The sequence below is a fragment of the Phyllobacterium sp. YR531 genome (assembly GCF_000282595.1).
Lineage (GTDB): Bacteria > Pseudomonadota > Alphaproteobacteria > Rhizobiales > Rhizobiaceae > Phyllobacterium.
Window position 1 is genome coordinate 67,633 of the sequence record NZ_AKIZ01000039.1, and the last position, 22,031, is coordinate 89,663.

A 22,031-nucleotide genomic window follows, 5' to 3' on the forward strand; every position below is an offset into this window, starting at 1 on the left:
AAATAGAGGTTATTTGCAGCGTTAAGGCTCAATGGCAGTCTCTTTAAGGCAGCTTTTACATTCTGTCTTTGAATTTTTCGTGATGAGATAAATTGACGTGAACCTAACGCTTGATCTTTTGCGCATGAATACTTTGGCCCAATCTTTCAAGCGCATCTCTTAAGCTGTCATTCTCGATCTTTTCCACCGAATGGCTGATCTTTGCACGGGTTGACGCATCGACCGGAGGAAGTTCACGCCGCTTTGCAACAGGCAAAGCTACGGGTTTCTGTTCAATCTTGATGCGACCGACCGCTGCGAAGCCGAGGAACGCGTTAACACGACTGATGATCTCGCCGGTTTCATGGCTCATTTTCATCGCCGTAAACCCCTGACAGGCGATAATCAGCGTTGCTGGTTGGAATGGATCGTCCTCGTGTGCCCGACGCGGCCATAGCAGCTTTAGCGGGCGCGATTGCTGGCCCAGATCCGATCCGACAACCTCTTCCCATGATTGCACCAGTTCAATGGTTATTCCGGCACGTTTGCGCAGTACGGGGTCCAGAATACCCGCAGCAGGATCAGCAAGGGGCCGAAAACCCTTTTTGCTACGATCGTCACTCATGAGAGCAAGTCGAATTGGCAGAGATAAACATCATCGGCCATTATAGCCGCGAAACCATTCCACGAACAGCGGCAAGCCATCCTCAAGCGCCATCGTTGGAGCAAACCCAAGGTCGCGGGACGCCAAACCTATATCGGCATAGGTGCGTGCGACATCTGCCGGAGGCATAGGTTCGAACTTCTTGATAGCTTCCCTACCGCAAGCCTTCTCAATAATTTCGATAAAGCGCATCAGCGCGACCGGCTTGTTGTTGCCCAGATTATAAATGGGCGCTGTCTCATCGGGCTGAGATATTATCCGCCGAACAGCGCCATACACTCCATTGACGATATCATCAATGAATGTGAAATCCCGCTCCATATTACCGTGATTATAGACTTTGATAGGCTCCCCCCGCAAAATTGCATCGGCGAAAAGCCATGGCGCCATATCGGGCCGTCCATAGGGTCCATAAACAGTAAAGAAGCGCAGGCCAGTAGAGGTTATCTTGTGCACATGACGGTATGAATGAGCGAGCAGTTCAGCCGAGCGCTTTGTAGCTGCATAAACCGAAACCGGCTGATCCACAGGATCATTCTCCGCAAATGGCACCTTCTGGTTCGCCCCGTAAACAGAAGACGAACTGGCATAAACAATGGGAGGCTGCTTGGTCATTTTGCGTGCTTGCTCAAACACGGTTACCTGCCCCTGAACATTCGCATCAACGTAAGCTGCCGGATTTTCGACGGAATAGCGGACACCCGCCTGTGCCGCCAGATGCACGATGACATCTGCATCAAGATCACCAGCAACAGCGGATGCCAATTCTTGCGGGTTTGCAATATTGGCCTGAACGAAACGGTTGTTTGGCTTGCCTTGCAACACAGAAAGACGGGTTTCCTTGAGTGCAACAGGATAGTAATCATTGAGACTATCTATTGCGAGAACGTTAAACCCTTCACTTACGAGACGGTTCGCCACGTGAAAGCCAATAAATCCCGCCGCACCCGTTACAATTGCCTTCATTTAAAAGATTTTCTCACTCAACTTGTTCGTTCGCTCAGCACTACTTTATCAGTTTCCGCTTGCTCAGCTATTTGCGGAATAGACAGATAGGCTGATTCCCCTGCAATCCAGCAAAGCACTATCGTGAGATAGATGAAAACTGCATCGGTAGCGTCATGGCCAAACATAATGCCGAACATTCCGGTGATCACATAACTTGTTACAAGCAGAAGTGAAATGGCAATTGCGATTTCGCGGCCGGGACCAGGTGATTTACGCCACGCGGCGATGAGCGGTGCAGCCAGCAGTACAAATACTCCCAACAGACCAACAATACCGCCATCCACCGCAGCATTGAGAAAGCCGTTGTGAACGTGGGTAAATGACATTTCCTTGCCCGCGGGCATATTCAAGGCGCTATTGACTTTATCCATGCGGTTTTGGGGACCATGACCAATCAATGGAGCTTGCAGAAATGCCTTGATGCCCCCTTCCCACAACAGCAGGCGCGCTTTCAGCGAACTTATCTCATTTGGTTTCTCATCAAGCTGAGAAATATCGATTTCCAAGGCTTGATAACGCTCTTTTACTTTCATTCCAGCGGTGGCTACGACCGCCACAATAAGGACGGCCAACGCAATTTTGATCGACTTGCTGACTTTTGGAAGTTCCTGGCCACGCAGATACCAGAAGAGAATCACAAAATTGAAGGGCATTACCAACCATGCAGATCTTGTGCCGGACAAAAATGCGCACAGAAGTCCGCAAGCAAAGCCCGCGACCGCTATTATACGCTCTGTTTTACTCTCAGAATGCGCGTTAAGCAGCGAAATACTACCGAACAGAACGGTAAACAGTCCAAACACAGCCGCATTACCTGCCCCACCTTCGGCCCGGTCCGCCAGAAATACAATCTGTATGATGCTGAAGATCAACGAGCCGATCATTCCGATTCCAGCACCGGTAATCAGAAATGGCAGCAGCCTTCCTGCAATGCTGACCCGAAGTCTGGGGATGACAAACCAGACTGCCAAAAACGGTATCATCTTCAACAGGAATGCCTTGTCATCTGACATATTGGGGTGCATGACGACTGAAAATAAAGTCGTCAAAACATACAATGTGATGCACGAAGCAACTATTTTATCGGAGCGTGTGAGTGCAAATGGAAATCTTTTTGCTACCAGCGAAATCAGCGCCCACGTGAGGGCACAGACCAGTGTTACTGAAGTCCCACTTGCAAGAAGGCCCGGGAACAGCGCAAAAACGAACGTGAAAATACGATTATTGCGATCAATTCCCACAAAATGTCCCTTGGAAGGGATCAATAGAGCCTTGGTCAACTGGTCTGGAAACATGATGATTCCGAATAAGACTGAAATTGGCAATCGCAGCCAATTTATGAGTAACGTCGTTTTCCTACCCTGTAGCGCAGTTTGTGATTGATGCAACCAATAACGACAAAACTAGTGAAATGGTATGATTCCCACCACAGGATTCTGCCATGGCGCATTTCTCCAAGTGACCGGTTCCACGGTCAAATACCCGACCCCTATCGCATTTGGCTTTCCGAAATCATGTTGCAGCAGACAACTGTGGAAGCTGTAAAACCCTACTTCAACAACTTTACCAGAAAATGGCCCACGGTTGCGAGTCTCGCTGCCGCCAGCCAGGACGATGTTTTGAGGGCGTGGGCGGGTCTCGGCTACTACTCGAGGGCGCGAAACCTGAAGAAATGCGCCGATATCGTTTCCAACGACTATGACGGACGATTTCCAAGTGACGTAACCGCCTTGAAAGCTTTGCCGGGCATAGGCGATTACACTGCAGCCGCCATTGCCTCCATAGCCTTTGATATTCCCGTGGCTGTGGTCGATGGAAACGTCGAACGCGTTATTACACGATTATATGCCATTACACCTGCTCTCCCCTTGGCGAAGCCAGTCATACGGACAGCAATGCAGGAGCTTACACCAAGCAAACATCCCGGCGACTTTGCTCAAGCCATGATGGATCTTGGTGCAACCATATGCACACCCAAGCGTCCGGCATGTGTCATCTGCCCGGTCAATGACAATTGCCAGGCGCTGAAAACGTCTGATCCGGAGCTCTTCCCTGTAAAATCTCCCAAGAAGGAAAAGCCGATCCGGATTGGGGCTGCGTTTGTTGCAGTCTCTCCCGGCAATGAGGTTTTCCTTCAAAGCCGAGTGGAAACGGGACTGCTGGGAGGCATGGCGCAAGTGCCAACAACGGCATGGACAGCGCGTACCGATGGCGATACCCAAATCGAAGCCGCTCCCTTTGCGGGGCAATGGGCAGCCGTGGGAAGCATCACACATGTTTTTACACATTTCGAGCTTCGGCTGAGCGTCTATAAGGCGAATAGTGTTTCCACAAGCTCGGGCGCTGACGGCTGGTGGGTCAAAGTTGAAAATCTTCATGGAGAGGCGTTGCCCACTGTCATGAAAAAGGCCATTGCTGCTGCCATCCCGGACGCATTCGCGAAAAGAAGGAAGCTGGAATGACACCCGTCAAACATATCGTATTCGACATCGGCATGGTTCTCATCGGCTATGAGCCGGAAGCCGCATTCCGTGAACTCATCCCGGATGCTGCTGAGCGGAAATGGTTTCTCGAAAATGTTTGCACGAGCGCATGGAACATTGAACAGGACAGAGGCCGGAAATGGCCCGATGCAGAAGCTCTTTTGATCGCGGATTTCCCTGATCATGAAAACAACATACGTGCGTTCAGGCAAAACTGGCACATGATGATTACCCACTCTATCGACGGAAGTGTGGAAATTCTGCGCAAGCTGATTGCCGATGGCCATGATGTTACAATGCTTACAAACTTTGCTTCCGACACATTGCGTGAAGCATGGGAGCGTTTCCCCTTTCTCACCGAAAGCCGCGGCGTCACAATCTCCGGCGATATCGGACTGCTCAAACCAGACAGGGCGATCTACGATCACCACGTCAAAACCTTTGGTGTCGACCCGTCAGCGACACTGTTCATTGACGATAGCCTGAAGAACGTTGAAGGAGCGAAAGCTGCCGGCTGGCAATCAGTCCAGTTTACCAACCCAGAAACTTTAAGAGCCGATCTGAATAAGCTCGGTATTCAGGTCTGATTTAACCGAGCTTGAAAACAAAACGCCCGAGGCTGGCCTCGGGCGTTCGTGTATCGGAACGGCGCTGGAGGTCACCGCCGATCGGATTCCTCAAGCTCCGGCAGAAAGCATTCCGCTACGAACCTGTTTACGCAATTCGTCGATGGGTTTCAGGGTGCCCTCATCCTCATAGTGCCAGAAAGTCCAACCATTACAGGCGTCAAAACCCTGTACTTTGGCACCCATCCGGTGGATAGAGCCCGCATCGCCACCTGTCGTGACAGTACCGTCTGCCCTTACAATGGCTGCGTAACGCCCCCGCGCATCGCTGAGGATCGCACCTGGTTTCAACATGCCGGACTCAATAATGCTGCCGAAAGCCACACGTGGTTCTGCGCGTTTGCTTGTCATGACTGTCAGTTCGGCACCTGCCAACGGCTCCACAGAAGCGATCCGAGCTGTCGCAGCATCGATATACTTTTGCTCACGCTCAATACCAACGAAGTGCCGTCCGAGGCGTTTTGCGACTGCGCCCGTTGTTCCGGAACCGAAGAAGGGATCAAGAATGATATCGCCGGGCTTGGATGACGCCATAAGGATGCGGGCAAGCAGGGCTTCGGGTTTCTGCGTCGGGTGGACTTTGTCGCCATTCTCATCTTTAAGACGCTCTCCCCCCGTGCAAATCGGGAAAAGCCAGTCCGACCGCATTTGCAGATCGTCATTGGCTGCCTTCATGGCTTCATAATTGAATGTGTAACCCTTGGCTTTTTGATCGCGGGATGCCCAAATCATTGTTTCATGCGCATTCTGGAAGCGACGCCCGCGAAAATTAGGCATGGGGTTATTCTTGCGCCAGACGATATCGTTGAGCATCCAGAAGCCAAGATCCTGCATGCTCGCGCCAACGCGGAAAATATTGTGGTACGAGCCGATCACCCAGATGGTTCCGTTGGGTTTCAGGACGCGGCGGCACGCCAGCAACCAGGCTCTGGTGAATGCGTCATAGGCCTGAAAGCTCTCAAACTGGTCCCAATGATCGTCAACGGCATCTACCTTTGACTGATCAGGGCGATGCAAATCGCCATCAAGTTGCAGATTGTAGGGAGGATCGGCGAAAATCACGTCGATTGAATGATCAGGCAACCGATTGAGCGCTGCGACGCAATCACCTTTGAGGATCGTATCAAGCCAGGAAGCTTGCGGTGCGGACTGTGGAAGTTCATTCACGCGACGGACTACAGACATGGGATACTCGATTACTGGAGACGCTTTACTGATCCTTATGGTTACCGCGTAGGGTAAATATCGCGTTAAGAGTGAAAGCTTATGCGCGCTGCCAACCAGCTTTTCTTTGACGCATGGCCGATAAGCGTGTAGTCGATGCCCGTAATCCCCCCAATTGACCCGAGGCGCGCATTTTTTTGCCGCACCCTATTTCCGGACAGGTATATCCAATGGAACCCCAACTCATAATCTTCGACTGCGATGGCGTGCTCGTCGATTCAGAATTTCTTGCTGCTGAAGTTGAATCTCAATTGCTGACGCAGTCCGGCTATCCAATTGACCCGGAGACAATCGCCGAGCGTTTTGCGGGCCTTACGTGGACCGACATTCTGCTGCAGGTTGAAAAAGAATCCGGCATTCCGATCTCGGCGTCGTTGATCGAAGAATCCGCCCGGCAGATGGACTACAAACTGCGCAATGAACTTAACGTAATTGAGGGTGCAGAGCAGATTATCGCAGGACTGAAATACCCCAAGTGCATTGCTTCCAATTCCATCAGTTCTTCGCTGAAAATGATGCTTGAACAAAGTACACTTTACGAATTGTTCTCACCGCATATCTTTTCTGCGCGAGAAGTTGGAACGCAAAAACCCAAGCCTGCGCCCGATGTTTATCTTTTTGCTGCCAAGCAATTCAACGTCAATCCAGCCAATGCCATCGTGATTGAAGACTCGACCCATGGTGTCCATGCTGCACATACTGCAGGTATGCGCGTCATAGGCTTTACAGGTGGCTCGCACACCTATCCCGGCCATGCAGATAAACTGACTGACGCCGGTGCCGAAACCGTCATCAGCCGCCACAAGGATTTGCCAGCTACAATCGAAGCCATGTCTATCTGGTCAGAGGCTGTATAAGAAAAAGCCGGCTTTCGCCGGCTTTTTCCTTACTTCTTTCTCGATTTCTTGGGAGTATCACCCGTTTCATCAAAACCGATGAAAACCTGCACATTTTGAGCAGAAGGCTTCGGGAACGAGACATTCGCATCGTTAAAAACGAATTGGGTAGCTGCACTACTATCATTGGCGGGAACAGCCTGATTGTGCAGCTTGGAGTAGAGCACCTCAGTTCCCTGTATCACCGCAACGCGGATTGGCACATTAACCGTGTTAGGCGCAAATTTCGGCCCCGGGACGACCTTGCCGGCAATGGCTACGTTCATGGTCATGTTTCCATCAACGGTTTTGCAGGATCGCGTTTCATTGGAAATTGAAGCTTGGTAAATCAGATTGTCGGGAGTTTTATCGGCTGAACCGTAGCGCGTAATAACCGATGTGCCTTCTCGAATCGTAACCTGGGGGCAAAAAGCCAATAGTTCCGAGGCTTTGATACGCTCCTGCGCCTGAGCCAATTCCTGGGCTTGCGGACTGTTGGGATCTTCCACCTTGGTGTTACTGGTTGAACAGGCACTCAGTCCCACAGCAAAGACCAAAGCACAAATAGGGGCGTAAAGTTGATAGAAGGGCTTGGAATTATGTGTTTCTGACTTCATGAACTGAACTTTCCTCGAAGAACGAAGCTTGACGAACCGACATGTTCTATACCAACGGTAAGCAAATAATGCGACGGGCATCATCGGCTTTTTTACCAGCACGACATCGGCACTCTTAGACAAGGTACACAAGGCAAAAATATGAAATACATCAGTACCCGTGGTGAAGCCCCTAAACTTGGGTTTTCTGACGCTCTTCTAGCTGGCCTTGCACGTGATGGAGGGCTTTATCTTCCGGAGTATTTTCCACAGTTTTCAGCCGATGAGATTCGCTCGCTTAGGGGTAAAACCTACGCCGAGATTGCCATTCACGTCCTGACACCCTTTGTCGAAGGTGACATTGATCAGGCTGACTTCGAGCGCATGGTGCATGAAGCATATCAAACATTCCGGCACGATGCAGTTTGCCCCCTTGTCCAAACCGCGCATAACGAATTCGTCCTGGAGCTTTTTCATGGACCAACGCTGGCGTTCAAGGACGTAGCAATGCAATTGCTCGCCCGGCTGATGGATTACATCCTGACCCAGCGTAATGAGCGGGCTACTATCGTGGGAGCAACCTCCGGCGACACAGGTGGTGCAGCGATCGAAGCTTTTGCCAATCGCGACAGAACTGACATTTTCATCATGTTCCCGCACAATCGCGTATCGGAAGTGCAGCAGCGTCAGATGACGACGTCAGCAGCGTCAAATGTCCATGCTTTGGCTATTGAAGGTAACTTCGATGATTGCCAATCGCTGGTGAAGGGAATGTTCAACAATCTGGCCTTCCGCGATGCCCTATCGTTGTCAGGCGTCAATTCTATCAACTGGGCGCGGATCATGCCGCAGATCGTTTATTATTTTACATCGGCATTGTCGCTCGGCAGTCCTGACCGCAAAATATCCTTTACGGTTCCAACCGGCAATTTTGGTGACATTTTCGCGGGATACGTCGCCAAGCGCATGGGCCTGCCAATCGACAGGCTGATCATTGCGACCAATGACAACGACATTCTCACACGGACGCTCGAAACCGGACACTACGAAACGCGCGGTGTTTTTCATACAACTTCGCCATCGATGGACATTCAGGTATCATCCAATTTCGAACGCCTGCTTTTTGAAGCACATGGGCGTGATGCTGAGGCTGTCCGGCGTTTGATGGATAGCCTCAAACAATCGGGCGGGTTCGTTATTGCTGATACCGCTCTCGACAAAATACGCGATGAGTTTGATGCTGGCCGTTCAACAGCGGCGGAAACAGCTGAGACTATCGGGCAAGTGTTGCAGTCCACCGGCTATCTTATGGATCCGCATTCCGCCATCGGGCTGAAAGTCGCTCGAGAGAAAATTTCGGCAGATCAACAGAGCGTCGTTCTTGCGACAGCCCATCCTGCTAAATTTCCCGATGCTGTAGAAGCTGCCAGCGGAGTAAACCCGGGTCTCCCGGCATGGCTTGGCGATCTGATGGAGCGAAAAGAACAGTATACGGTACTTCCCAATGACCTGAAAAATGTGGAAGAGTATATTAGCCGACATTCGCGTGCGTCATCCTGAAAAGTCCTGAGTGACTTGAACGGTTGACGGACAAATAAAACTACTGATGCGTCGTGTGTGCCTCCAGTCCGGATGCACAGCGCAACGGGGCGGCAAGTGAGGAGCATTGCATGGGCGTTGAAATCAGTCGCCTCTCCAACGGTTTGACGATTGCGACAGAGACAATGCCGCATGTGGAGAGTGTAGCGCTTGGCATCTGGGTAAAAGCAGGGTCGAGAAGTGAGGCGAAGAACCAGCATGGCATGGCTCATCTCCTCGAACATATGGCATTCAAAGGGACTGAAAATCGCTCTGCGTGGAAGATTGCCGCAGACATTGAAGATGTAGGCGGCGAAATCAATGCTGCCACCAGCGTTGAAACGACATCATATTACGCTCGCGTCCTGCGCGATGACATGCCACTGGCCATCGATATTCTTGCGGATATCATGACGGGCTCAAAATTCGATGCTGACGAACTTGAGCGTGAAAAGAACGTCATCATGCAGGAAATCGGTGCGGCGCACGATACTCCGGATGATGTTGTCTTTGACCGATTCACCGAAGCCGCCTTTCAAAACCAGACTATCGGCCGGACCATTCTGGGAACACCGGAGACAGTTCAATCATTCTCTTCCGCCGATCTGCGCCGCTATATGGATGAGCAATATAGCGCCGAACGTATGGTCATCGTTGCGGCTGGTGGCGTGAAGCATGACGAGTTCGTACGCGAGGTCGAAAAGCGCCTTGGCTCATTCAGGTCAAAAGCCACCGCACCAGAGGCTGATCCAGCGCATTATGTTGGCGGTGACTTCCGCGAAGAGCGCGAATTAATGGATGCTCAAGTGGTCATGGGCTTTGAAGGCCGTGCCTACCATGTCCGCGATTTCTACGCCTCGCAGTTATTGTCGATGGTACTTGGCGGTGGCATGTCTTCCCGTCTGTTTCAGGAAGTACGGGAAAAACGCGGATTGTGTTATTCCGTCTACGCATTCCACTGGGGCTTTTCCGATACCGGTATTTTCGGCATCCATGCAGCAACAGGCCGCAATCATCTGAAAAAACTCGTGCCTGTCATTATCAACGAATTGCATGAAGCTGCGCGAAATATCTCTCAGGAAGAGCTTAACCGAGCCCGTGCGCAATATAGGGCCAGCCTTCTCATGTCGCATGAAAGCGCCGCCAGCAGGGCAGGACAGATTGCCAGACAGATCATGCTTTATGGTGAGGCTGTATCAACCGAAGCACTTGTGGACAGGCTGTCCAAGATAACAGTCGAGCGCCTGACTGATCTCGCAGGTCGGCTGTTTCTCGACACAACACCAACAATTGCCGCTGTCGGGCCCGTTGGTTCATTGATGAAGTTCGATGATGTTCGCGATGGTCTGACTTCCCTCACGGCAAGTCCGCGAAAAATCGCCGTCTAAGGTGCGATGATCGCCCTGCCGTTCTTGAAAAGCGCCGCTCCGCCTCTGCAGGGCGAGCGGCTATATTTGCGTCCACCCCAGCTTTCCGACTACAAAGCCTGGGCTACCCTCCGCGCGCAGAGTCGTGATTTTCTGGTCCCTTGGGAGCCGCTCTGGGCTGTGGATGATTTGGAGCGCGGCGCATTTCGTCACAGGATCAGGCATTACGACGAGGAAGCTGGTGCCGGTACAGCCTATCCGTTTTTTCTCTTTCGCAACAGCGATTCTCGGCTCGTTGGTGGTATCACCCTTGGTAATATCCGCCGCGGTGTCGGACAAAACGGCATGATTGGATATTGGGTTGGCCAGCCATTTGCCGGACAAGGCTATATGTTTGAGGCCCTCCAGCTGATTATACCCTATGCTTTTACCAAGCTTAGGTTGCACCGGCTGGAAGCGGCCTGTATTCCAAGCAATGAAAGATCGATCCGTCTTCTCGAAAAAGCCGGATTTCAGAGGGAAGGACTGTTACGCTCCTACCTCAAAATTAATGGTATGTGGCAAAACCATTTGCTCTTCTCACTTGTTGAAGACGATCGGTGGCGGTAACCAAAGCAAAGGTAATATCGGTGGCTTCATTGACTGGACATATGCTGAAAAGCTTGCTGCGCATATGTGTCCTTATCGTTTCGCTTCTGTCTGTTCATGCGACTGCTCAGGCGTTCGAGACCATCAAGATTACCAAGGAAAGCACTGCGCTTGACTTGTCAAAGGCCGTGGAAGTGTACAGAAACCAGGGAGAAACCTTTCAGGTTTCCACTGCGCCGGGAACCGATGGTATTGTTCGGCGTATTGAAGTACCTGCGAACGACAAGCGCGCAACCGGTGATTGGGCTGCATTCGCTCTGGCAAATCCAACGGACGAGCAGATTGACCGTCTGATAGTTGCGCCACACTTCCGGCTCGTCGGTTCCGGCTTCATCTGGCCGGATCTTGGTTCTACACGCATTACCTCGATTACCCCCAGTGAGGGCTTTGCGCTTGACCGGCAAGCGAGCGAGGATGCGGATATTTTCCTAATCACGCTCAACCCGGGTTCCGTCATAACCCTGGTCGCTGAACTGGCATCTCCCAACCTGCCTCAAGTCTACGTGTGGGAGCCAAATGCCTACAAGGATACGGTCAATTCCTATACGCTTTATCGTGGTATTCTACTCGGCATTGCGGGCTTGCTCGCCTTGTTTCTCACCATTCTTTTTGTGGTGAAAGGCACCTCTCTGTTCCCTGCGACGGCAGCTTTGGCTTGGGCGGTTTTGGCCTATATTTGCGTGGACTTTGGATTCTGGAACAAGCTGATCGAAATAACGCCGGGCAATGAACAGATGTGGCGGGCCGGCACTGAGGTTGCCTTGGCTGCGACTTTGGTGATTTTTCTTTTCACCTATTTGAATCTTAACCGATGGCACGACAATTTCAGCTATGGCGCGCTGACATGGATATTGGGCTTGGGTATCGTCTCAGGCGTTGCTATTTTTGACCCGCCAATTGCTGCTGGTATTGCCCGTTTTTCGTTCGCCCTGACAATCATATCTGGAACCTTGCTGATCGGATTTTTCTCCTTCCGGAGTTATGACCGGGCAATCATGCTGATACCGACGTGGATGCTGCTACTGGTCTGGCTGCTTGGGAGTTGGCTAACCGTTTCCGGACTTCTGTCCAACGACATTATTCAACCGGCCCTCGCGGGCGGTCTTGTCCTTATCGTATTGCTGATCGGTTTTACCGTTATGCAACACGCATTCTCCGGCGGAGCGTTGCAGCAAGGTCTATTCTCCGATGTCGAACGCCAAGCGCTGGCGATTATCGGGTCTGGCGACATCGTGTGGGACTGGGACGTTCCGCGTGACCGGGTGGTAACCACGCCTGATCTCACAAACTTCCTTGGGGCCTCGGCCAGTTCTCTGCACGGCGCTGTGCGCAATTGGCTGCCGACCTTGCATGCGGATGATCGCGATCGTTTTCGAACAACCCTCGACGTTATCTTGGAGAACCGGCGCGGACGTATTTCGCAAACCTTCCGTTTGCGCGCGAATGATGGCCATTATTACTGGTATTCTCTGAAGGCCCGGCCCGTGATCGGCTCCGATGGCGAGATAGTCCGCTGTGTCGGCACGCTCATTGACGTTACCGAGCAGAAGAAGGCGGAAGAGCGCCTGCTGCATGACGCTGTTCATGACAATCTGACAGGTCTGCCTAACCGCGAATTGTTCCTGGATCGCCTCGGTTCTGTCATCACCATGGCACAGACCGAAAGCAAGTTGCGTCCAACGATTTTCATTATCGATATTGATCGCTTCAAGCAGGTCAATGATGGGCTGGGAATGTCCGCAGGCGATACCTTCCTGCTCACCATTTCGCGCCGTTTGCATCGGCTGCTGCGGCCACAGGATACATTGAGCCGCCTCTCTGCCGATCAATTCGGGCTTATTCTCGTTTCGGAAAGCGAACCTGCAAAAATCGCAGCTTTTGCCGAGGCAATCAAACAGGCAATTCGTGCACCGATAGCCTTCTCAAAACGCGAAATCGTGCTGACTGCTTCGCTCGGATTGATTACGTGGACTAATGGCAGTTCCGCCTCCCCCGAAGATCTCGTAAAAGACGCCGAACTTGCCATGTATCAGGCGAAACGATTTGGGGGCGATCGCATTGAGCCTTTCAGACCGGCTTTCCGGGCGGTCGGCAGTGACAGGCTCCAGCTCGAATCTGATCTTCGCCGCGCACTTGAGCGCCGTGAAATTCACATGGCTTACCAGCCAATTGTACGTCTTGAAGACAATAGCATTGCTGGCTTTGAGGCGCTTATGCGATGGGATCATCCCCGTCGCGGCTCCATACCTCCGTCAGAATTCATACCGATTGCTGAAAGTTCCGGCCTGATCGTTCAGCTTGGCCTGTTTGCAATGCAGCGAGCCGCAGATGATCTGGTCAATTGGCAACGTAACCTTGGTGCAACGCCTCTGTTCGTTTCAGTGAATATTTCGAGCAGCCAGCTGATCCGGCAGGATTTGATCGACGATGTTCGTTCTGTTCTTGTGCAAACACAAATTAATCCGGGCAGTCTCAAACTCGAATTGACTGAGTCCCTGATGATGGAAAATCCCGAGCGTTCCGCCTATGTGTTATCCAGCATCAAGGCAATGGGCGTCGGTGTTTCGCTTGATGATTTTGGAACGGGGTATTCTTCGCTGTCCTATCTCACTTCGTTCCCCTTTGACATGATCAAGATTGATCGATCATTCCTGAAGGCAGAGCAGCCACAGAAGGTCACGCTTTTGCGTTCCATGATCAGCATGGCGCATGATCTCGGCTTGTCAGTTGTTACAGAAGGCATCGAGAATGAAAGTGATGCTTTGCAATTGCGTCAGATGGGTTGCGAATTTGCCCAGAGCTTTATGTTCAGCCCACCGCTGACATTGGACGTAGCGACAAAGTTGCTCCGGGAGCAATTCCAGCAATCAAAGGCCTCTTAGCACTACTGGCGCTAAGCGTGACCAGCGACAGTCGCCAGCCTTGATGGATCAACGCCCATATGGCTGAGAATGCGATCATATTTTCGATCCATATCGGTATCGAAAAGTAGCTCCTGTGGCGCATGGCACGTCAGCCAGCCATTATTTGCTATTTCTGTTTCCAGTTGGCCAGATGCCCAACCGGAATACCCAAGTGTCATCAGCGCTTTACGTGGTCCGCGCCCTCCTGAGATAGCCCGTAGAATGTCGATGGTACCGGTTAGGCAGATTTCTTCGGCGACGGGCATGGTTGAATCCGTCAGATAATCATCAGAATGCAAAACGAAGCCTCGACGCATCTCGACTGGACCACCGCTACGTACAAGAAAATCACGTGTCCTATCAGGCATTACGATAGCTTGTTCTTCGTCGAGCACACCGAGTTGAACCAGAATGTCGGCGAACTCCATTTCTTGAGAGCGATTTATAATTAGCCCCATCGCACCTTTTTCGGAGTGAGCGCATATATAAATTACGGAGCGCGCAAACCTACTGTCATCCATTCCCGGCATTGCGAGAAGGAACTGTCCATTCAGAAATCCTGTATTTTTACTGGCTTCTCTGAAAATTTCCATGACGATAAAAGTATCAAGGAATTCACAAATGACAACGGCCAGAGGTAACGAATTGTAACTGCACGTATAATTTGCGCTTTGAGCGCTCACACAGAAATGATGACTCCAAGCCTGTGTCTTCTTGCTCGGGTTTCAAAGGCCTGTAATGATTAGATATGAAGTTCAAACTTTTTATTTTTCTGGTCACGCTCGCCGCCGCTGCTCCGGCTCACGCGGGAAACTCCGAGTGGACAAAAACACCCGGAGGCAGCGTACGATTGGTTGTCGATAAGACTCCTTCGCATGCGAATGAAATCCGAGGTGTCGTTCAAATCAACCTCGACCCCGGCTGGAAGACCTATTGGCGGGAACCCGGGGATGCCGGCGTGCCGCCCGAACTCAACATTGATGGCAGTACGAATGTTAAAAATGCCGTTTTAGCCTTTCCAGCACCACATCGATTTGATGATGGAGGCATGCATTGGGCCGGTTATAAAAAACCCGTGTCCCTCCCGGTAACTTTCACCTTGGTCGATCCCAATCAGTCAACGCGACTGAAGGGGCACGCATTCCTCGGCATATGCGAGACAATCTGCATTCCCGTTACTGCTGAGTTCGATATCCCTCTTGGACAGGCTCAGTCCGACCCTCTTTCAAAAACATTGGTAGACACCGCTTTTGAGGAGCTTCCATCCAGCGCCAGTGCGATCTTTGGCGCAGCATCAGCAACCAAGGATGGCGACGACATTAAATTCGTGGTCAATTTGCCTGCGGATGATCCTGATACGGATGTTTTTGTCGCCGGTAACGGGACCACAGCCTATGGCATGGCAAAGCTCGAAAAACGCGACGCAAAAAGCGCTGTGTTCTCTGTGCCAGTAACGTCTGGCAGCCAGGAGAAATTCACGACGCTGAATTACACCCTGGTACAAGGCAAGCAAGCCGTCTCAGGAACAATTGACGTTCGGGAATAACTCGTAAAAACATAGCACCGGTACTATGTCTTCCAAGTCATAATATTTATCCAAGGAGCCAGTTCATGACGATCAAGGTGGGCGAACGTTTGCCCGATGCTAAATTTAAATCAAAGTCCGACGAAGGTGTCAGCGAAGTCAGCTCCGACGCGCTGTTCAAAGGTAAGAAAGTGGTGCTTTTTGCAGTACCCGGTGCCTTCACCCCAACCTGCAGCATGAACCACCTCCCCGGATATCTGGAAAACCGCGACGCCATTCTTGCCAAGGGTGTCGACTCAATCGTTGTCGTGGCAGTCAACGATCCACATGTCATGGGGGCGTGGGCCAAGGCCACCAATGGCGAAGGCAAAATTCAGTATCTGTCCGACGGCAATGCTACTTTCACCAAAGATATCGGTTTGGACATTGATCTGGGTGCGGGCAATATGGGCATTCGCTCGAAGCGTTATTCCATGCTGGTTGAAGATGGTGTTGTAAAGCAGCTCAACATCGAAGAATCGCCGGGTCAGGCCGTTACTTCAAGTGCCGCGACAATTCTCGAACAAATCTGATAAATCGGCAAGGATCGGAAAACGGTCCTTGCCCATCACTTCTGTTTGTAAGGCGCCATGCCTGCGCGTGCCAATTCGTCAGCGCGCTCATTTTCAGGGTGGCCGGCATGACCTTTTACCCAATGCCACACAACTTTATGGCGCTTGCGCGCTTCATCCAGCGCTTGCCAAAGCTCAGCATTTTTCACGGGTTTTTTTGCTGCCGTTTTCCAGCCATTTCTTTTCCAGCCTTCAATCCAACCGGAAATACCGTCACGAACATAGACTGAATCGGTGTAAACATCGACATGGCAGGGCTCTTTGAGCGCATTCAATGCCGAAATAGCAGCCATCAATTCCATGCGATTGTTGGTAGTGTCTGCTTCACCGCCCGAAAGTTCTTTTTCATTGCCATTCCATCGAAGAACAGCGCCCCAGCCTCCAGGACCAGGATTACCAGAGCACGCGCCATCGGTAAAAGCCTGAATCTCTTTCACGCTTTTTGTCCCTCAAACACCAATCCATACTCTTCAGGAGATTTGATCTGGCGATGAAAGCGCATCCGACGCAGATACTCGAGAGGATCCTTTTTCACGACAAAGCTGCCTTCAGGCGTATTGAGCCAATCGTAGAGTCTCGTAAGCATAAATCGCAGTGCAGAACCACGAGCTAGAATGGGCAGACTAGCGGCTTCATCCTCCGACAGGAGTCGGACCGAGTTGTAGCCGCGAAGTAATGCCGTTCCCTTGGTCAAATTGAACGAGTTGTCTTTTTCGAAGCACCAGGCGTTCAAACAGACGGCAACATCATAGGCCAAGAGGTCCGTGCATGCGAAATAGAAGTCGATGATCCCGGAAAGCTTGCTACCCAGAAAGAATACGTTGTCCGGAAAGAGGTCCGCGTGAATGACACCGGAAGGAAGATGTGATGGCCAGTTCTCTTCAAGAAATGACAAATCCTCTTCCGTTTCTTTTGCAAGACCAGCTTCTACACGGTCCGCATCGGCGCTGGAGTTGTTCCATAAAGGCCGCCAGCCTTCCACAGACAGAGCGTTCTTGCGGCGAAGCGGGAAATCCTCGCCCGCCAGATGCATTCGTGCCAGCGCCTCTCCAAGTGCCGAACAATGCTGCACGGTTGGCCTGCGCATCCACATGCCTTCCAGAAAGGTCACAATGGCGGCTGGCCGTCCCGCAAGTTCGCCAATGTTTGAACCTGACTTTTGCACCACTGGCAACGGGCAGCTGATGCCCTTCCCCGCGAGGTGCTGCATCAGCCCAAGAAAAAACGGCAAGTCGTTGCTATCCACGCGCTTTTCATAAAGCGTCAGAATGAAAGCTGCTTTGCTTGTGTGCAGAAGGTAGTTCGAGTTCTCGACACCTTCGGCAATCCCCTTGTAGGAGAGTAATTCCCCGATATCGTAATTCCTGAGAAAATGCGCGAGATCGATTTCGTTGATATCGGTATAGACTGCCATGCTTAGTGGGTCCCATTGACGAAAGCCATGTCATGGCTTGTCAGCTCTACATCCCGCAAATCGCGCATGACGTGGAAATTCTCTGTCTCAACTGTGGTCTCAGCCAATTCTATGGAAACAGAATACCGCTCTGAGAATGACTGAATAATTTCGTCAACAATGATCTCGGGTGCGGATGCGCCTGCCGAAAGCCCGACAGTGGCGATTTTACCTACACTGTTCCAATCTATGTCCGATGCCCGTTGAACGAGAAGCGATTGTTTTGCGCCTGATCGCTCGGCTACTTCGACAAGCCGCTTTGAATTGGAAGAGTTTGGTGCACCGACTATCAAAAACAGATCACAACCGGGTGCGGCAGCTTTGACTGCATCCTGGCGATTGGTCGTCGCATAACAAATTGACTCGGCTGCCGGTGCCGTGAGCGCTGGAAAACGTTCCTGCAATGTCGCCAATATTCCGGCAGTATCGTCCACAGAAAGCGTCGTTTGTGTTACAAATCCGAGATTTTCCGGATCAGATGGCACATAATTGGCTGCATCTTCAATGGTCTCAATAAGTGTCACTGCACCATCGGGGAGTTGCCCCATGGTGCCAATCACTTCAGGATGTCCGGAATGCCCGACCAGAATCACATGACGTCCAAGGCGTTGATGGCGCATTGCCTGCTTGTGCACCTTGGAAACAAGTGGACATGTCGCATCAAGGTAAAACAGATTCTTGTTCTCAGCATCTGCAGGCACGGATTTGGGAACACCATGCGCCGAGAACACCACCGGTTGATCGCGATGCTCAGAGGGTATTTCGTCCAGCTCTTCAACGAAGACGGCCCCTCGAGCCTGCAGCCCTTCTACAACATAACGATTATGCACAATCTCGTGACGCACATAAACTGGAGCGCCATATTTCTTGAGTGCGAGGATAACAATTTGAATCGCCCGATCCACCCCTGCGCAGAAACCGCGCGGTCCGCATAGGCGGATAGTCAGTGGAGCTTTGTCGGTCATCGTCATATCTCGGCTAGAATTATGTCTTCTTGGAATTGGGCGGCATTCAGCGCGAAGTCAACCCCGAACCTTCCGATTGCTCATCCGGCGTCGTCTTGGGGTAAGTGCGGCGCCACGCCGAAACTCCTGCTACCGCAAGCAGAGTGGCGGCTAGGCCATACCAGGTAACAGCATATTGCAGGTGACTGTTAGGCAAATCAATAATGGTGACACCACCCACGGGCAGACCGCCCGGATTAGGTGTTCTATCTGCATCGATAAAAAATGGTATGAGCCTGCTTTGCTCAACCCCGGATTGGGCGGCCATTACCGGCAAGTCCTTCCAGTAATAAATATTGGCCTTCATATCATTATCAGGGACAAGGGACGAAGGTTTTGCCGCCAAAGGATTGCGTGCCAATCCCTTGATTGTAACTGGCCCTTCTACACTGCGCTCTCGGCTGGCTGGTTCCTTTTTGTCATACGGCACGAAACCGCGATTAATGAACACAATGCGACCATCGTCGAGTTGAAGCGGGGCATAAACATAAAAGCCTGACATCCCGCTATAGGTGGCCAGATAGTGCCGCTCTTGTCCGGCTACAAAGCGTCCGGTGACTGAAACTGTGCGATAATCAACATCGTGTGTGCCAGCCCACAATTGTTCAATCTCGGCGAGAGACGCAGGGGCCGCATGGGTCCGCTGTTCAATCTCCGCGAGCAATTGCTCTTTCCATTGCAGGCGTTCGACCTGCCAAGTGCCCAATGCCATCAGCGTCAGGAAAACGACTGTTCCGAGAATCAACGTGATCCACGGGAACGTGCCACGTCTTGCGGCTTTTGAACTATCTATCATTTTCTGGAAGGTCCAGTTGGCCCTCAGCGGCCTTATGCTTGTATTGAAGGGCAATCAATACGCCCTTCATCCAGCGGAGTGCCGTCAGGCACAACAACAACGCAAGGGGTATCCACAACAGAAAGTGCACCCACAGCGGTGGGTCAACATTCACTTCCATCCACAAAGCAAGTCCCACGACGATGAAACCGATAAGCAGCATGACCAGAACTGCCGGCCCATCGCCAGAATCGATGAATGAATAATCGAGGCCGCAGCTTGTGCAACGCTTTGCCGGGGTAATGAACCCGTCGAACAACTTTCCCTGACCACAACGCGGGCAACGTGCTTTCAGCCCAGCAGCAAAAGGGTCGACGGGCGGGTAGATTGCGTTGTCTTCATTCATTGCATATCGCTCAGGGATAAATCTCGATTGGCGTTCCATCCTGGACCAGCGCCCAGATTTCATCCATCTCGGGATTAGTGACGGCTATGCAGCCATCTGTCCAGTCGATAAGTTGAAGCACCCAGCCCCACCAACCGTAACCGTTGACTGCGCCATGAATCATGATCGCACCACCGGGAGAAATTCCTATCGACTTGGCTGCGGCTTTATCCTGTGCATTCGGATAGGAAATATGAATTGACTTGTGGGCCATACTTTTGGGATTTCGCCAGTCGAGAACATAGCGACCTTCCGGCGTACGTTCATCGCCTTCCCAGCGCTTGTGTCCTACGGGGCGAGCGCCAAGAGCAATCTTGTATTCCTTTATTACAGCTTTTCCGGAGAGCAGTTGCATCTTGCGATTGGCTTTTTCCACACGCACAAGATCAACCTTATCGGCACCAAAAGCCAGCATAGGAAATGCTGCCATCAAACCAATGAAGATAATTCCGAAGGAAAGTGTTCTATATCTCATTAAGGACTAATCGCTGAGCATTGTGCCAAAATAAGGAGAGCGGCCACGTTTCCGTAACCGCTCTCTTTCAAGTCTAACTATTAAGTTTAGTGGCCGGCAGCGATTGGCGCTCCCCACGATGCCCAAACATAGATTGTGAAGAAGAGGAACAGCCAGACAACGTCAACGAAATGCCAGTACCATGCGGCAGCTTCAAAGCCGAAATGCTTGTCTGGGGTGAAATCGCCACGGATCGAACGAAGCAGACAAATGGCCAAGAAGATGGTTCCGATGATGACGTGGAATCCGTGGAACCCTGTGGCCATGAAGAACGTCGCACCATAGATCGAATCTTTGAATGCAAATGGCGCGTGGATGTACTCATATGCCTGAACAAACGAGAACAGGATACCAAGCACAACCGTGAGCGAAAGACCGGTGATCAGACCTTTGCGGTCATTGTGGATCAATGCATGGTGCGCCCATGTAACGGTCGTGCCGGAAAGCAGCAGGATGACCGTGTTGTAGAGCGGCAGATGCAAAGGATCGAGGACTTCCAGTCCCTTTGGAGGCCAGACGCCCCCTGTGAAAGTTGTACGCGCCACCTGTTCAACTTCGCCAGGATACAGACTTACATCAAAGAATGCCCAGAACCATGCAGCAAAGAACATTACTTCCGATGCAATGAACATGATCATGCCATAGCGCAGATGCAGCGACACAACGCGGGTATGATGCCCCTGCTTGCCTTCCTTGATCGTATCCGACCACCAGCCATACATCGTATAGAGCACGATAACCAAGCCTATGGCGAAGAGCCAAGGGGTTGTCAGATTGGCTTTGAACAGGATGAATTCGCCACCCTTGTTATATTGCATGAAGCCAATACCCCCAAGGGCAAGGATGAATGCGCCTACCGAGGCAAGAAACGGCCAAGGACTTGGATCAATAATATGATAATCGTGATTCTTCTGGTGCGCTTCGGCCATGTTAACCCCCGCAAGGTCTGTTTATTGCACTAGACATCGACATCTCTCTAGAGTTGCCCCGTCTTTGTCTTGTTCACCTCTGCGCTGGCCGCGACGGGCGCAGGCATTGGTATCGGAAAGAATGTATAGGATAGAGTAATTGTATTCACACCTTTGAGTTCCGGCGCATTTACAATCTCAGGATCGACGAAAAACACCACAGGCATTTCCAGATCTTCGCCCGGCTTCAAAACAGTATCCGTAAAGCAGAAGCATTCTACTTTATTGAAGTAGGCGCCCGCAGCCATTGGTGTGACATTGAACAGCGCGCGTCCCGATGTCGGCTGTGAAGTGATATTCTTGGCTTCATACTTGATCAGCTTTGTTTCGCCGATTTTCATCGTAACTTCACGCTGCACCGGCTTGAAGTCCCAAGGTAGACCACCTGAAGTATTGGCATCAAAACGCACAGTAATTGTCTTGTCGAGAATCGTGTCCGACATCTGCTCAACGCGCTGCGTCGTACCACCGTAACCGGTAACCTGGCAGAACATTGCGTAGAGCGGTACTGCAGCAAAAGCCATGCCGACCATACCAAAGAAAAACGCCAGGCAGGAGATGGCGATCGTACGGTCGGAGACCTTGCGCTTTACAATTGGGGGTGTGTCTTGGCCGGGTTCCATGCTCATCACATAGGCCTGTTCAATATATTGGCACCGAGTTTAGCCCATGTTCCAACATAAACAATGATAACGAATGCTGCGAGAGCAAGGGCAAGCGCCAGCGAGCGACTGCGTCTGGCACGCTTTTGCTTGTCACTTAGAGTTACGCGGTCATCGCTCATT

At 51.5% G+C, this 22,031-nt stretch carries 25 protein-coding genes; 10 read left to right on the forward strand and 15 right to left on the reverse strand.

Annotated elements, in window-relative coordinates:
- Window positions 1-103: 103 nt before the first annotated feature.
- Genes PMI41_RS23030 through PMI41_RS23040 form a run of 3 tightly spaced genes read right to left on the reverse strand, consistent with a single transcriptional unit; the run spans window position 104 to window position 2,535 of the window.
- Window positions 104-604, reverse strand: a complete 501-nt coding sequence (locus PMI41_RS23030; RefSeq protein WP_008128925.1) for a DciA family protein — start codon at window positions 602-604, stop codon at window positions 104-106.
- Between the two features lie 30 nt (window positions 605-634).
- Window positions 635-1,609: an SDR family NAD(P)-dependent oxidoreductase gene (locus PMI41_RS23035; protein ID WP_008128927.1), complete on the reverse strand. Its 975-nt coding sequence runs from the start codon at window positions 1,607-1,609 to the stop codon at window positions 635-637.
- 17 nt (window positions 1,610-1,626) lie between these two features.
- Window positions 1,627-2,535 carry an O-antigen ligase family protein gene (locus tag PMI41_RS23040; protein ID WP_157179476.1) on the reverse strand — a complete coding sequence of 303 codons (909 nt, stop codon included), beginning with the start codon at window positions 2,533-2,535 and terminating at the stop codon, window positions 1,627-1,629.
- Between PMI41_RS23040 and PMI41_RS25155 the strand changes: the two genes are divergently transcribed.
- Genes PMI41_RS25155 through PMI41_RS23050 form a run of 3 tightly spaced genes read left to right on the forward strand, consistent with a single transcriptional unit; the run spans window position 2,507 to window position 4,721 of the window.
- Window positions 2,507-3,034, forward strand: a complete 528-nt coding sequence (locus PMI41_RS25155) for a hypothetical protein (protein ID WP_157179477.1) — start codon at window positions 2,507-2,509, stop codon at window positions 3,032-3,034. The two genes, PMI41_RS23040 and PMI41_RS25155, sit on opposite strands and share 29 nt — an antisense overlap.
- Window positions 3,034-4,113 (forward strand): A/G-specific adenine glycosylase, encoded by a 1,080-nt coding sequence (mutY, locus tag PMI41_RS23045; RefSeq protein WP_008128930.1) that lies wholly within the window; start codon window positions 3,034-3,036, stop codon window positions 4,111-4,113. The genes PMI41_RS25155 and mutY overlap by 1 nt, the downstream gene beginning before the upstream one ends.
- The gene (locus tag PMI41_RS23050; RefSeq protein ID WP_008128931.1) at window positions 4,110-4,721 is read left to right on the forward strand and encodes an HAD family phosphatase; all 612 of its coding nucleotides are present in this window, start codon (window positions 4,110-4,112) and stop codon (window positions 4,719-4,721) included. Before mutY ends, PMI41_RS23050 begins: the two co-directional genes overlap by 4 nt.
- A gap of 90 nt (window positions 4,722-4,811) precedes the next feature.
- On the opposite strand, the gene PMI41_RS23055 is transcribed toward PMI41_RS23050, so the two are convergent.
- On the reverse strand, window positions 4,812-5,945 hold the full coding sequence (locus PMI41_RS23055) for a site-specific DNA-methyltransferase (RefSeq protein WP_008128932.1): 1,134 nt from the start codon (window positions 5,943-5,945) through the stop codon (window positions 4,812-4,814).
- Window positions 5,946-6,154: 209 nt separating this feature from the next.
- Here PMI41_RS23055 and PMI41_RS23060 point away from each other — a divergent pair, with 209 nt between their 5' ends.
- Entirely contained in the window at window positions 6,155-6,841 is a 687-nt protein-coding gene (locus PMI41_RS23060; RefSeq protein WP_008128933.1) for an HAD family phosphatase, read from the forward strand.
- Between the two features lie 29 nt (window positions 6,842-6,870).
- Here the strand turns inward: PMI41_RS23060 and PMI41_RS23065 are convergent, their stop codons facing one another.
- Entirely contained in the window at window positions 6,871-7,476 is a 606-nt protein-coding gene (locus PMI41_RS23065; protein WP_008128934.1) for a hypothetical protein, read from the reverse strand.
- A gap of 141 nt (window positions 7,477-7,617) precedes the next feature.
- Between PMI41_RS23065 and thrC the strand changes: the two genes are divergently transcribed.
- The 4 genes from thrC (at window position 7,618) to PMI41_RS23085 (ending at window position 13,930) form a co-directional block, all read left to right on the forward strand.
- Window positions 7,618-9,015 carry a threonine synthase gene (gene thrC, locus PMI41_RS23070; RefSeq protein WP_008128935.1) on the forward strand — a complete coding sequence of 466 codons (1,398 nt, stop codon included), beginning with the start codon at window positions 7,618-7,620 and terminating at the stop codon, window positions 9,013-9,015.
- 110 nt (window positions 9,016-9,125) lie between these two features.
- Window positions 9,126-10,421: a pitrilysin family protein gene (locus tag PMI41_RS23075; protein WP_008128936.1), complete on the forward strand. Its 1,296-nt coding sequence runs from the start codon at window positions 9,126-9,128 to the stop codon at window positions 10,419-10,421.
- Window positions 10,422-10,427: 6 nt separating this feature from the next.
- The gene (locus tag PMI41_RS23080; RefSeq protein ID WP_008128937.1) at window positions 10,428-11,009 is read left to right on the forward strand and encodes a GNAT family protein; all 582 of its coding nucleotides are present in this window, start codon (window positions 10,428-10,430) and stop codon (window positions 11,007-11,009) included.
- Window positions 11,010-11,050: 41 nt separating this feature from the next.
- Window positions 11,051-13,930: an EAL domain-containing protein gene (locus PMI41_RS23085; RefSeq protein ID WP_040856613.1), complete on the forward strand. Its 2,880-nt coding sequence runs from the start codon at window positions 11,051-11,053 to the stop codon at window positions 13,928-13,930.
- Window positions 13,931-13,941: 11 nt separating this feature from the next.
- Here the strand turns inward: PMI41_RS23085 and PMI41_RS23090 are convergent, their stop codons facing one another.
- The gene (locus PMI41_RS23090; protein WP_008128940.1) at window positions 13,942-14,544 is read right to left on the reverse strand and encodes a YqgE/AlgH family protein; all 603 of its coding nucleotides are present in this window, start codon (window positions 14,542-14,544) and stop codon (window positions 13,942-13,944) included.
- Window positions 14,545-14,699: 155 nt separating this feature from the next.
- Here PMI41_RS23090 and PMI41_RS23095 point away from each other — a divergent pair, with 155 nt between their 5' ends.
- Both PMI41_RS23095 and PMI41_RS23100 read left to right on the forward strand, forming a co-directional pair.
- Window positions 14,700-15,497 carry a protein-disulfide reductase DsbD domain-containing protein gene (locus tag PMI41_RS23095; RefSeq protein WP_008128941.1) on the forward strand — a complete coding sequence of 266 codons (798 nt, stop codon included), beginning with the start codon at window positions 14,700-14,702 and terminating at the stop codon, window positions 15,495-15,497.
- A 65-nt stretch (window positions 15,498-15,562) separates the two neighbouring features.
- Window positions 15,563-16,048 (forward strand): peroxiredoxin, encoded by a 486-nt coding sequence (locus PMI41_RS23100; protein WP_008128942.1) that lies wholly within the window; start codon window positions 15,563-15,565, stop codon window positions 16,046-16,048.
- A gap of 35 nt (window positions 16,049-16,083) precedes the next feature.
- Here PMI41_RS23100 and rnhA read toward each other — a convergent pair whose 3' ends face one another.
- The 9 genes from rnhA to PMI41_RS25305 form a co-directional block, all read right to left on the reverse strand.
- Window positions 16,084-16,524 carry a ribonuclease HI gene (gene rnhA / locus PMI41_RS23105; RefSeq protein ID WP_008128943.1) on the reverse strand — a complete coding sequence of 147 codons (441 nt, stop codon included), beginning with the start codon at window positions 16,522-16,524 and terminating at the stop codon, window positions 16,084-16,086.
- Window positions 16,521-17,501 carry a homoserine kinase gene (locus tag PMI41_RS23110; protein ID WP_008128944.1) on the reverse strand — a complete coding sequence of 327 codons (981 nt, stop codon included), beginning with the start codon at window positions 17,499-17,501 and terminating at the stop codon, window positions 16,521-16,523. The genes rnhA and PMI41_RS23110 overlap by 4 nt, the downstream gene beginning before the upstream one ends.
- 2 nt (window positions 17,502-17,503) lie before the next feature.
- A complete protein-coding gene (gene ispH, locus PMI41_RS23115) occupies window positions 17,504-18,505 on the reverse strand; it encodes a 4-hydroxy-3-methylbut-2-enyl diphosphate reductase (RefSeq protein ID WP_008128945.1) in 1,002 nt (333 codons plus the stop codon).
- A gap of 46 nt (window positions 18,506-18,551) precedes the next feature.
- Complete coding sequence (locus PMI41_RS23120; RefSeq protein WP_008128946.1) at window positions 18,552-19,340, reverse strand: SURF1 family protein; 789 nt, start codon at window positions 19,338-19,340, stop codon at window positions 18,552-18,554.
- Window positions 19,330-19,725, reverse strand: coding sequence for a DUF983 domain-containing protein (locus PMI41_RS23125; protein WP_008128947.1), 396 nt, complete (start codon window positions 19,723-19,725; stop codon window positions 19,330-19,332). The genes PMI41_RS23120 and PMI41_RS23125 overlap by 11 nt, the downstream gene beginning before the upstream one ends.
- Before the next feature lie 10 nt (window positions 19,726-19,735).
- A complete protein-coding gene (locus tag PMI41_RS23130) occupies window positions 19,736-20,239 on the reverse strand; it encodes a L,D-transpeptidase family protein (RefSeq protein ID WP_008128949.1) in 504 nt (167 codons plus the stop codon).
- 86 nt (window positions 20,240-20,325) lie between these two features.
- Window positions 20,326-21,207 (reverse strand): cytochrome c oxidase subunit 3, encoded by an 882-nt coding sequence (locus PMI41_RS23135; protein WP_008128951.1) that lies wholly within the window; start codon window positions 21,205-21,207, stop codon window positions 20,326-20,328.
- Window positions 21,208-21,254: 47 nt separating this feature from the next.
- Window positions 21,255-21,875, reverse strand: coding sequence for a cytochrome c oxidase assembly protein (locus tag PMI41_RS23140; RefSeq protein ID WP_008128952.1), 621 nt, complete (start codon window positions 21,873-21,875; stop codon window positions 21,255-21,257).
- A complete protein-coding gene (locus PMI41_RS25305; protein WP_040856570.1) occupies window positions 21,875-22,030 on the reverse strand; it encodes a hypothetical protein in 156 nt (51 codons plus the stop codon). Before PMI41_RS25305 ends, PMI41_RS23140 begins: the two co-directional genes overlap by 1 nt.
- Window position 22,031 lies beyond the last annotated feature (1 nt).

What these genes read in the sequence shown, in the direction of transcription:
- PMI41_RS23095 (WP_008128941.1), top strand. Translation starts at nt 14,700, where the DNA reads ATGAAGTTCAAACTTTTTATTTTTCTGGTCACGCTCGCCGCCGCTGCT.
- PMI41_RS23065 (WP_008128934.1), bottom strand. Translation starts at nt 7,476, where the DNA reads ATGAAGTCAGAAACACATAATTCCAAGCCCTTCTATCAACTTTACGCC.
- PMI41_RS23055 (WP_008128932.1), bottom strand. Translation starts at nt 5,945, where the DNA reads ATGTCTGTAGTCCGTCGCGTGAATGAACTTCCACAGTCCGCACCGCAA.
- PMI41_RS23035 (WP_008128927.1), bottom strand. Translation starts at nt 1,609, where the DNA reads ATGAAGGCAATTGTAACGGGTGCGGCGGGATTTATTGGCTTTCACGTG.
- PMI41_RS25305 (WP_040856570.1), bottom strand. Translation starts at nt 22,030, where the DNA reads ATGAGCGATGACCGCGTAACTCTAAGTGACAAGCAAAAGCGTGCCAGA.
- PMI41_RS23085 (WP_040856613.1), top strand. Translation starts at nt 11,051, where the DNA reads ATGCTGAAAAGCTTGCTGCGCATATGTGTCCTTATCGTTTCGCTTCTG.
- PMI41_RS23130 (WP_008128949.1), bottom strand. Translation starts at nt 20,239, where the DNA reads ATGAGATATAGAACACTTTCCTTCGGAATTATCTTCATTGGTTTGATG.
- PMI41_RS23125 (WP_008128947.1), bottom strand. Translation starts at nt 19,725, where the DNA reads ATGAATGAAGACAACGCAATCTACCCGCCCGTCGACCCTTTTGCTGCT.
- ispH (WP_008128945.1), bottom strand. Translation starts at nt 18,505, where the DNA reads ATGACCGACAAAGCTCCACTGACTATCCGCCTATGCGGACCGCGCGGT.
- PMI41_RS23050 (WP_008128931.1), top strand. Translation starts at nt 4,110, where the DNA reads ATGACACCCGTCAAACATATCGTATTCGACATCGGCATGGTTCTCATC.
- PMI41_RS23040 (WP_157179476.1), bottom strand. Translation starts at nt 2,535, where the DNA reads ATGATCGGCTCGTTGATCTTCAGCATCATACAGATTGTATTTCTGGCG.
- PMI41_RS23100 (WP_008128942.1), top strand. Translation starts at nt 15,563, where the DNA reads ATGACGATCAAGGTGGGCGAACGTTTGCCCGATGCTAAATTTAAATCA.
- PMI41_RS23140 (WP_008128952.1), bottom strand. Translation starts at nt 21,875, where the DNA reads ATGAGCATGGAACCCGGCCAAGACACACCCCCAATTGTAAAGCGCAAG.
- PMI41_RS23075 (WP_008128936.1), top strand. Translation starts at nt 9,126, where the DNA reads ATGGGCGTTGAAATCAGTCGCCTCTCCAACGGTTTGACGATTGCGACA.
- mutY (WP_008128930.1), top strand. Translation starts at nt 3,034, where the DNA reads ATGCAACCAATAACGACAAAACTAGTGAAATGGTATGATTCCCACCAC.
- PMI41_RS23080 (WP_008128937.1), top strand. Translation starts at nt 10,428, where the DNA reads ATGATCGCCCTGCCGTTCTTGAAAAGCGCCGCTCCGCCTCTGCAGGGC.
- PMI41_RS23110 (WP_008128944.1), bottom strand. Translation starts at nt 17,501, where the DNA reads ATGGCAGTCTATACCGATATCAACGAAATCGATCTCGCGCATTTTCTC.
- PMI41_RS23060 (WP_008128933.1), top strand. Translation starts at nt 6,155, where the DNA reads ATGGAACCCCAACTCATAATCTTCGACTGCGATGGCGTGCTCGTCGAT.
- PMI41_RS23135 (WP_008128951.1), bottom strand. Translation starts at nt 21,207, where the DNA reads ATGGCCGAAGCGCACCAGAAGAATCACGATTATCATATTATTGATCCA.
- PMI41_RS23030 (WP_008128925.1), bottom strand. Translation starts at nt 604, where the DNA reads ATGAGTGACGATCGTAGCAAAAAGGGTTTTCGGCCCCTTGCTGATCCT.
- PMI41_RS25155 (WP_157179477.1), top strand. Translation starts at nt 2,507, where the DNA reads ATGATGCTGAAGATCAACGAGCCGATCATTCCGATTCCAGCACCGGTA.
- PMI41_RS23090 (WP_008128940.1), bottom strand. Translation starts at nt 14,544, where the DNA reads ATGGAAATTTTCAGAGAAGCCAGTAAAAATACAGGATTTCTGAATGGA.
- thrC (WP_008128935.1), top strand. Translation starts at nt 7,618, where the DNA reads ATGAAATACATCAGTACCCGTGGTGAAGCCCCTAAACTTGGGTTTTCT.
- PMI41_RS23120 (WP_008128946.1), bottom strand. Translation starts at nt 19,340, where the DNA reads ATGATAGATAGTTCAAAAGCCGCAAGACGTGGCACGTTCCCGTGGATC.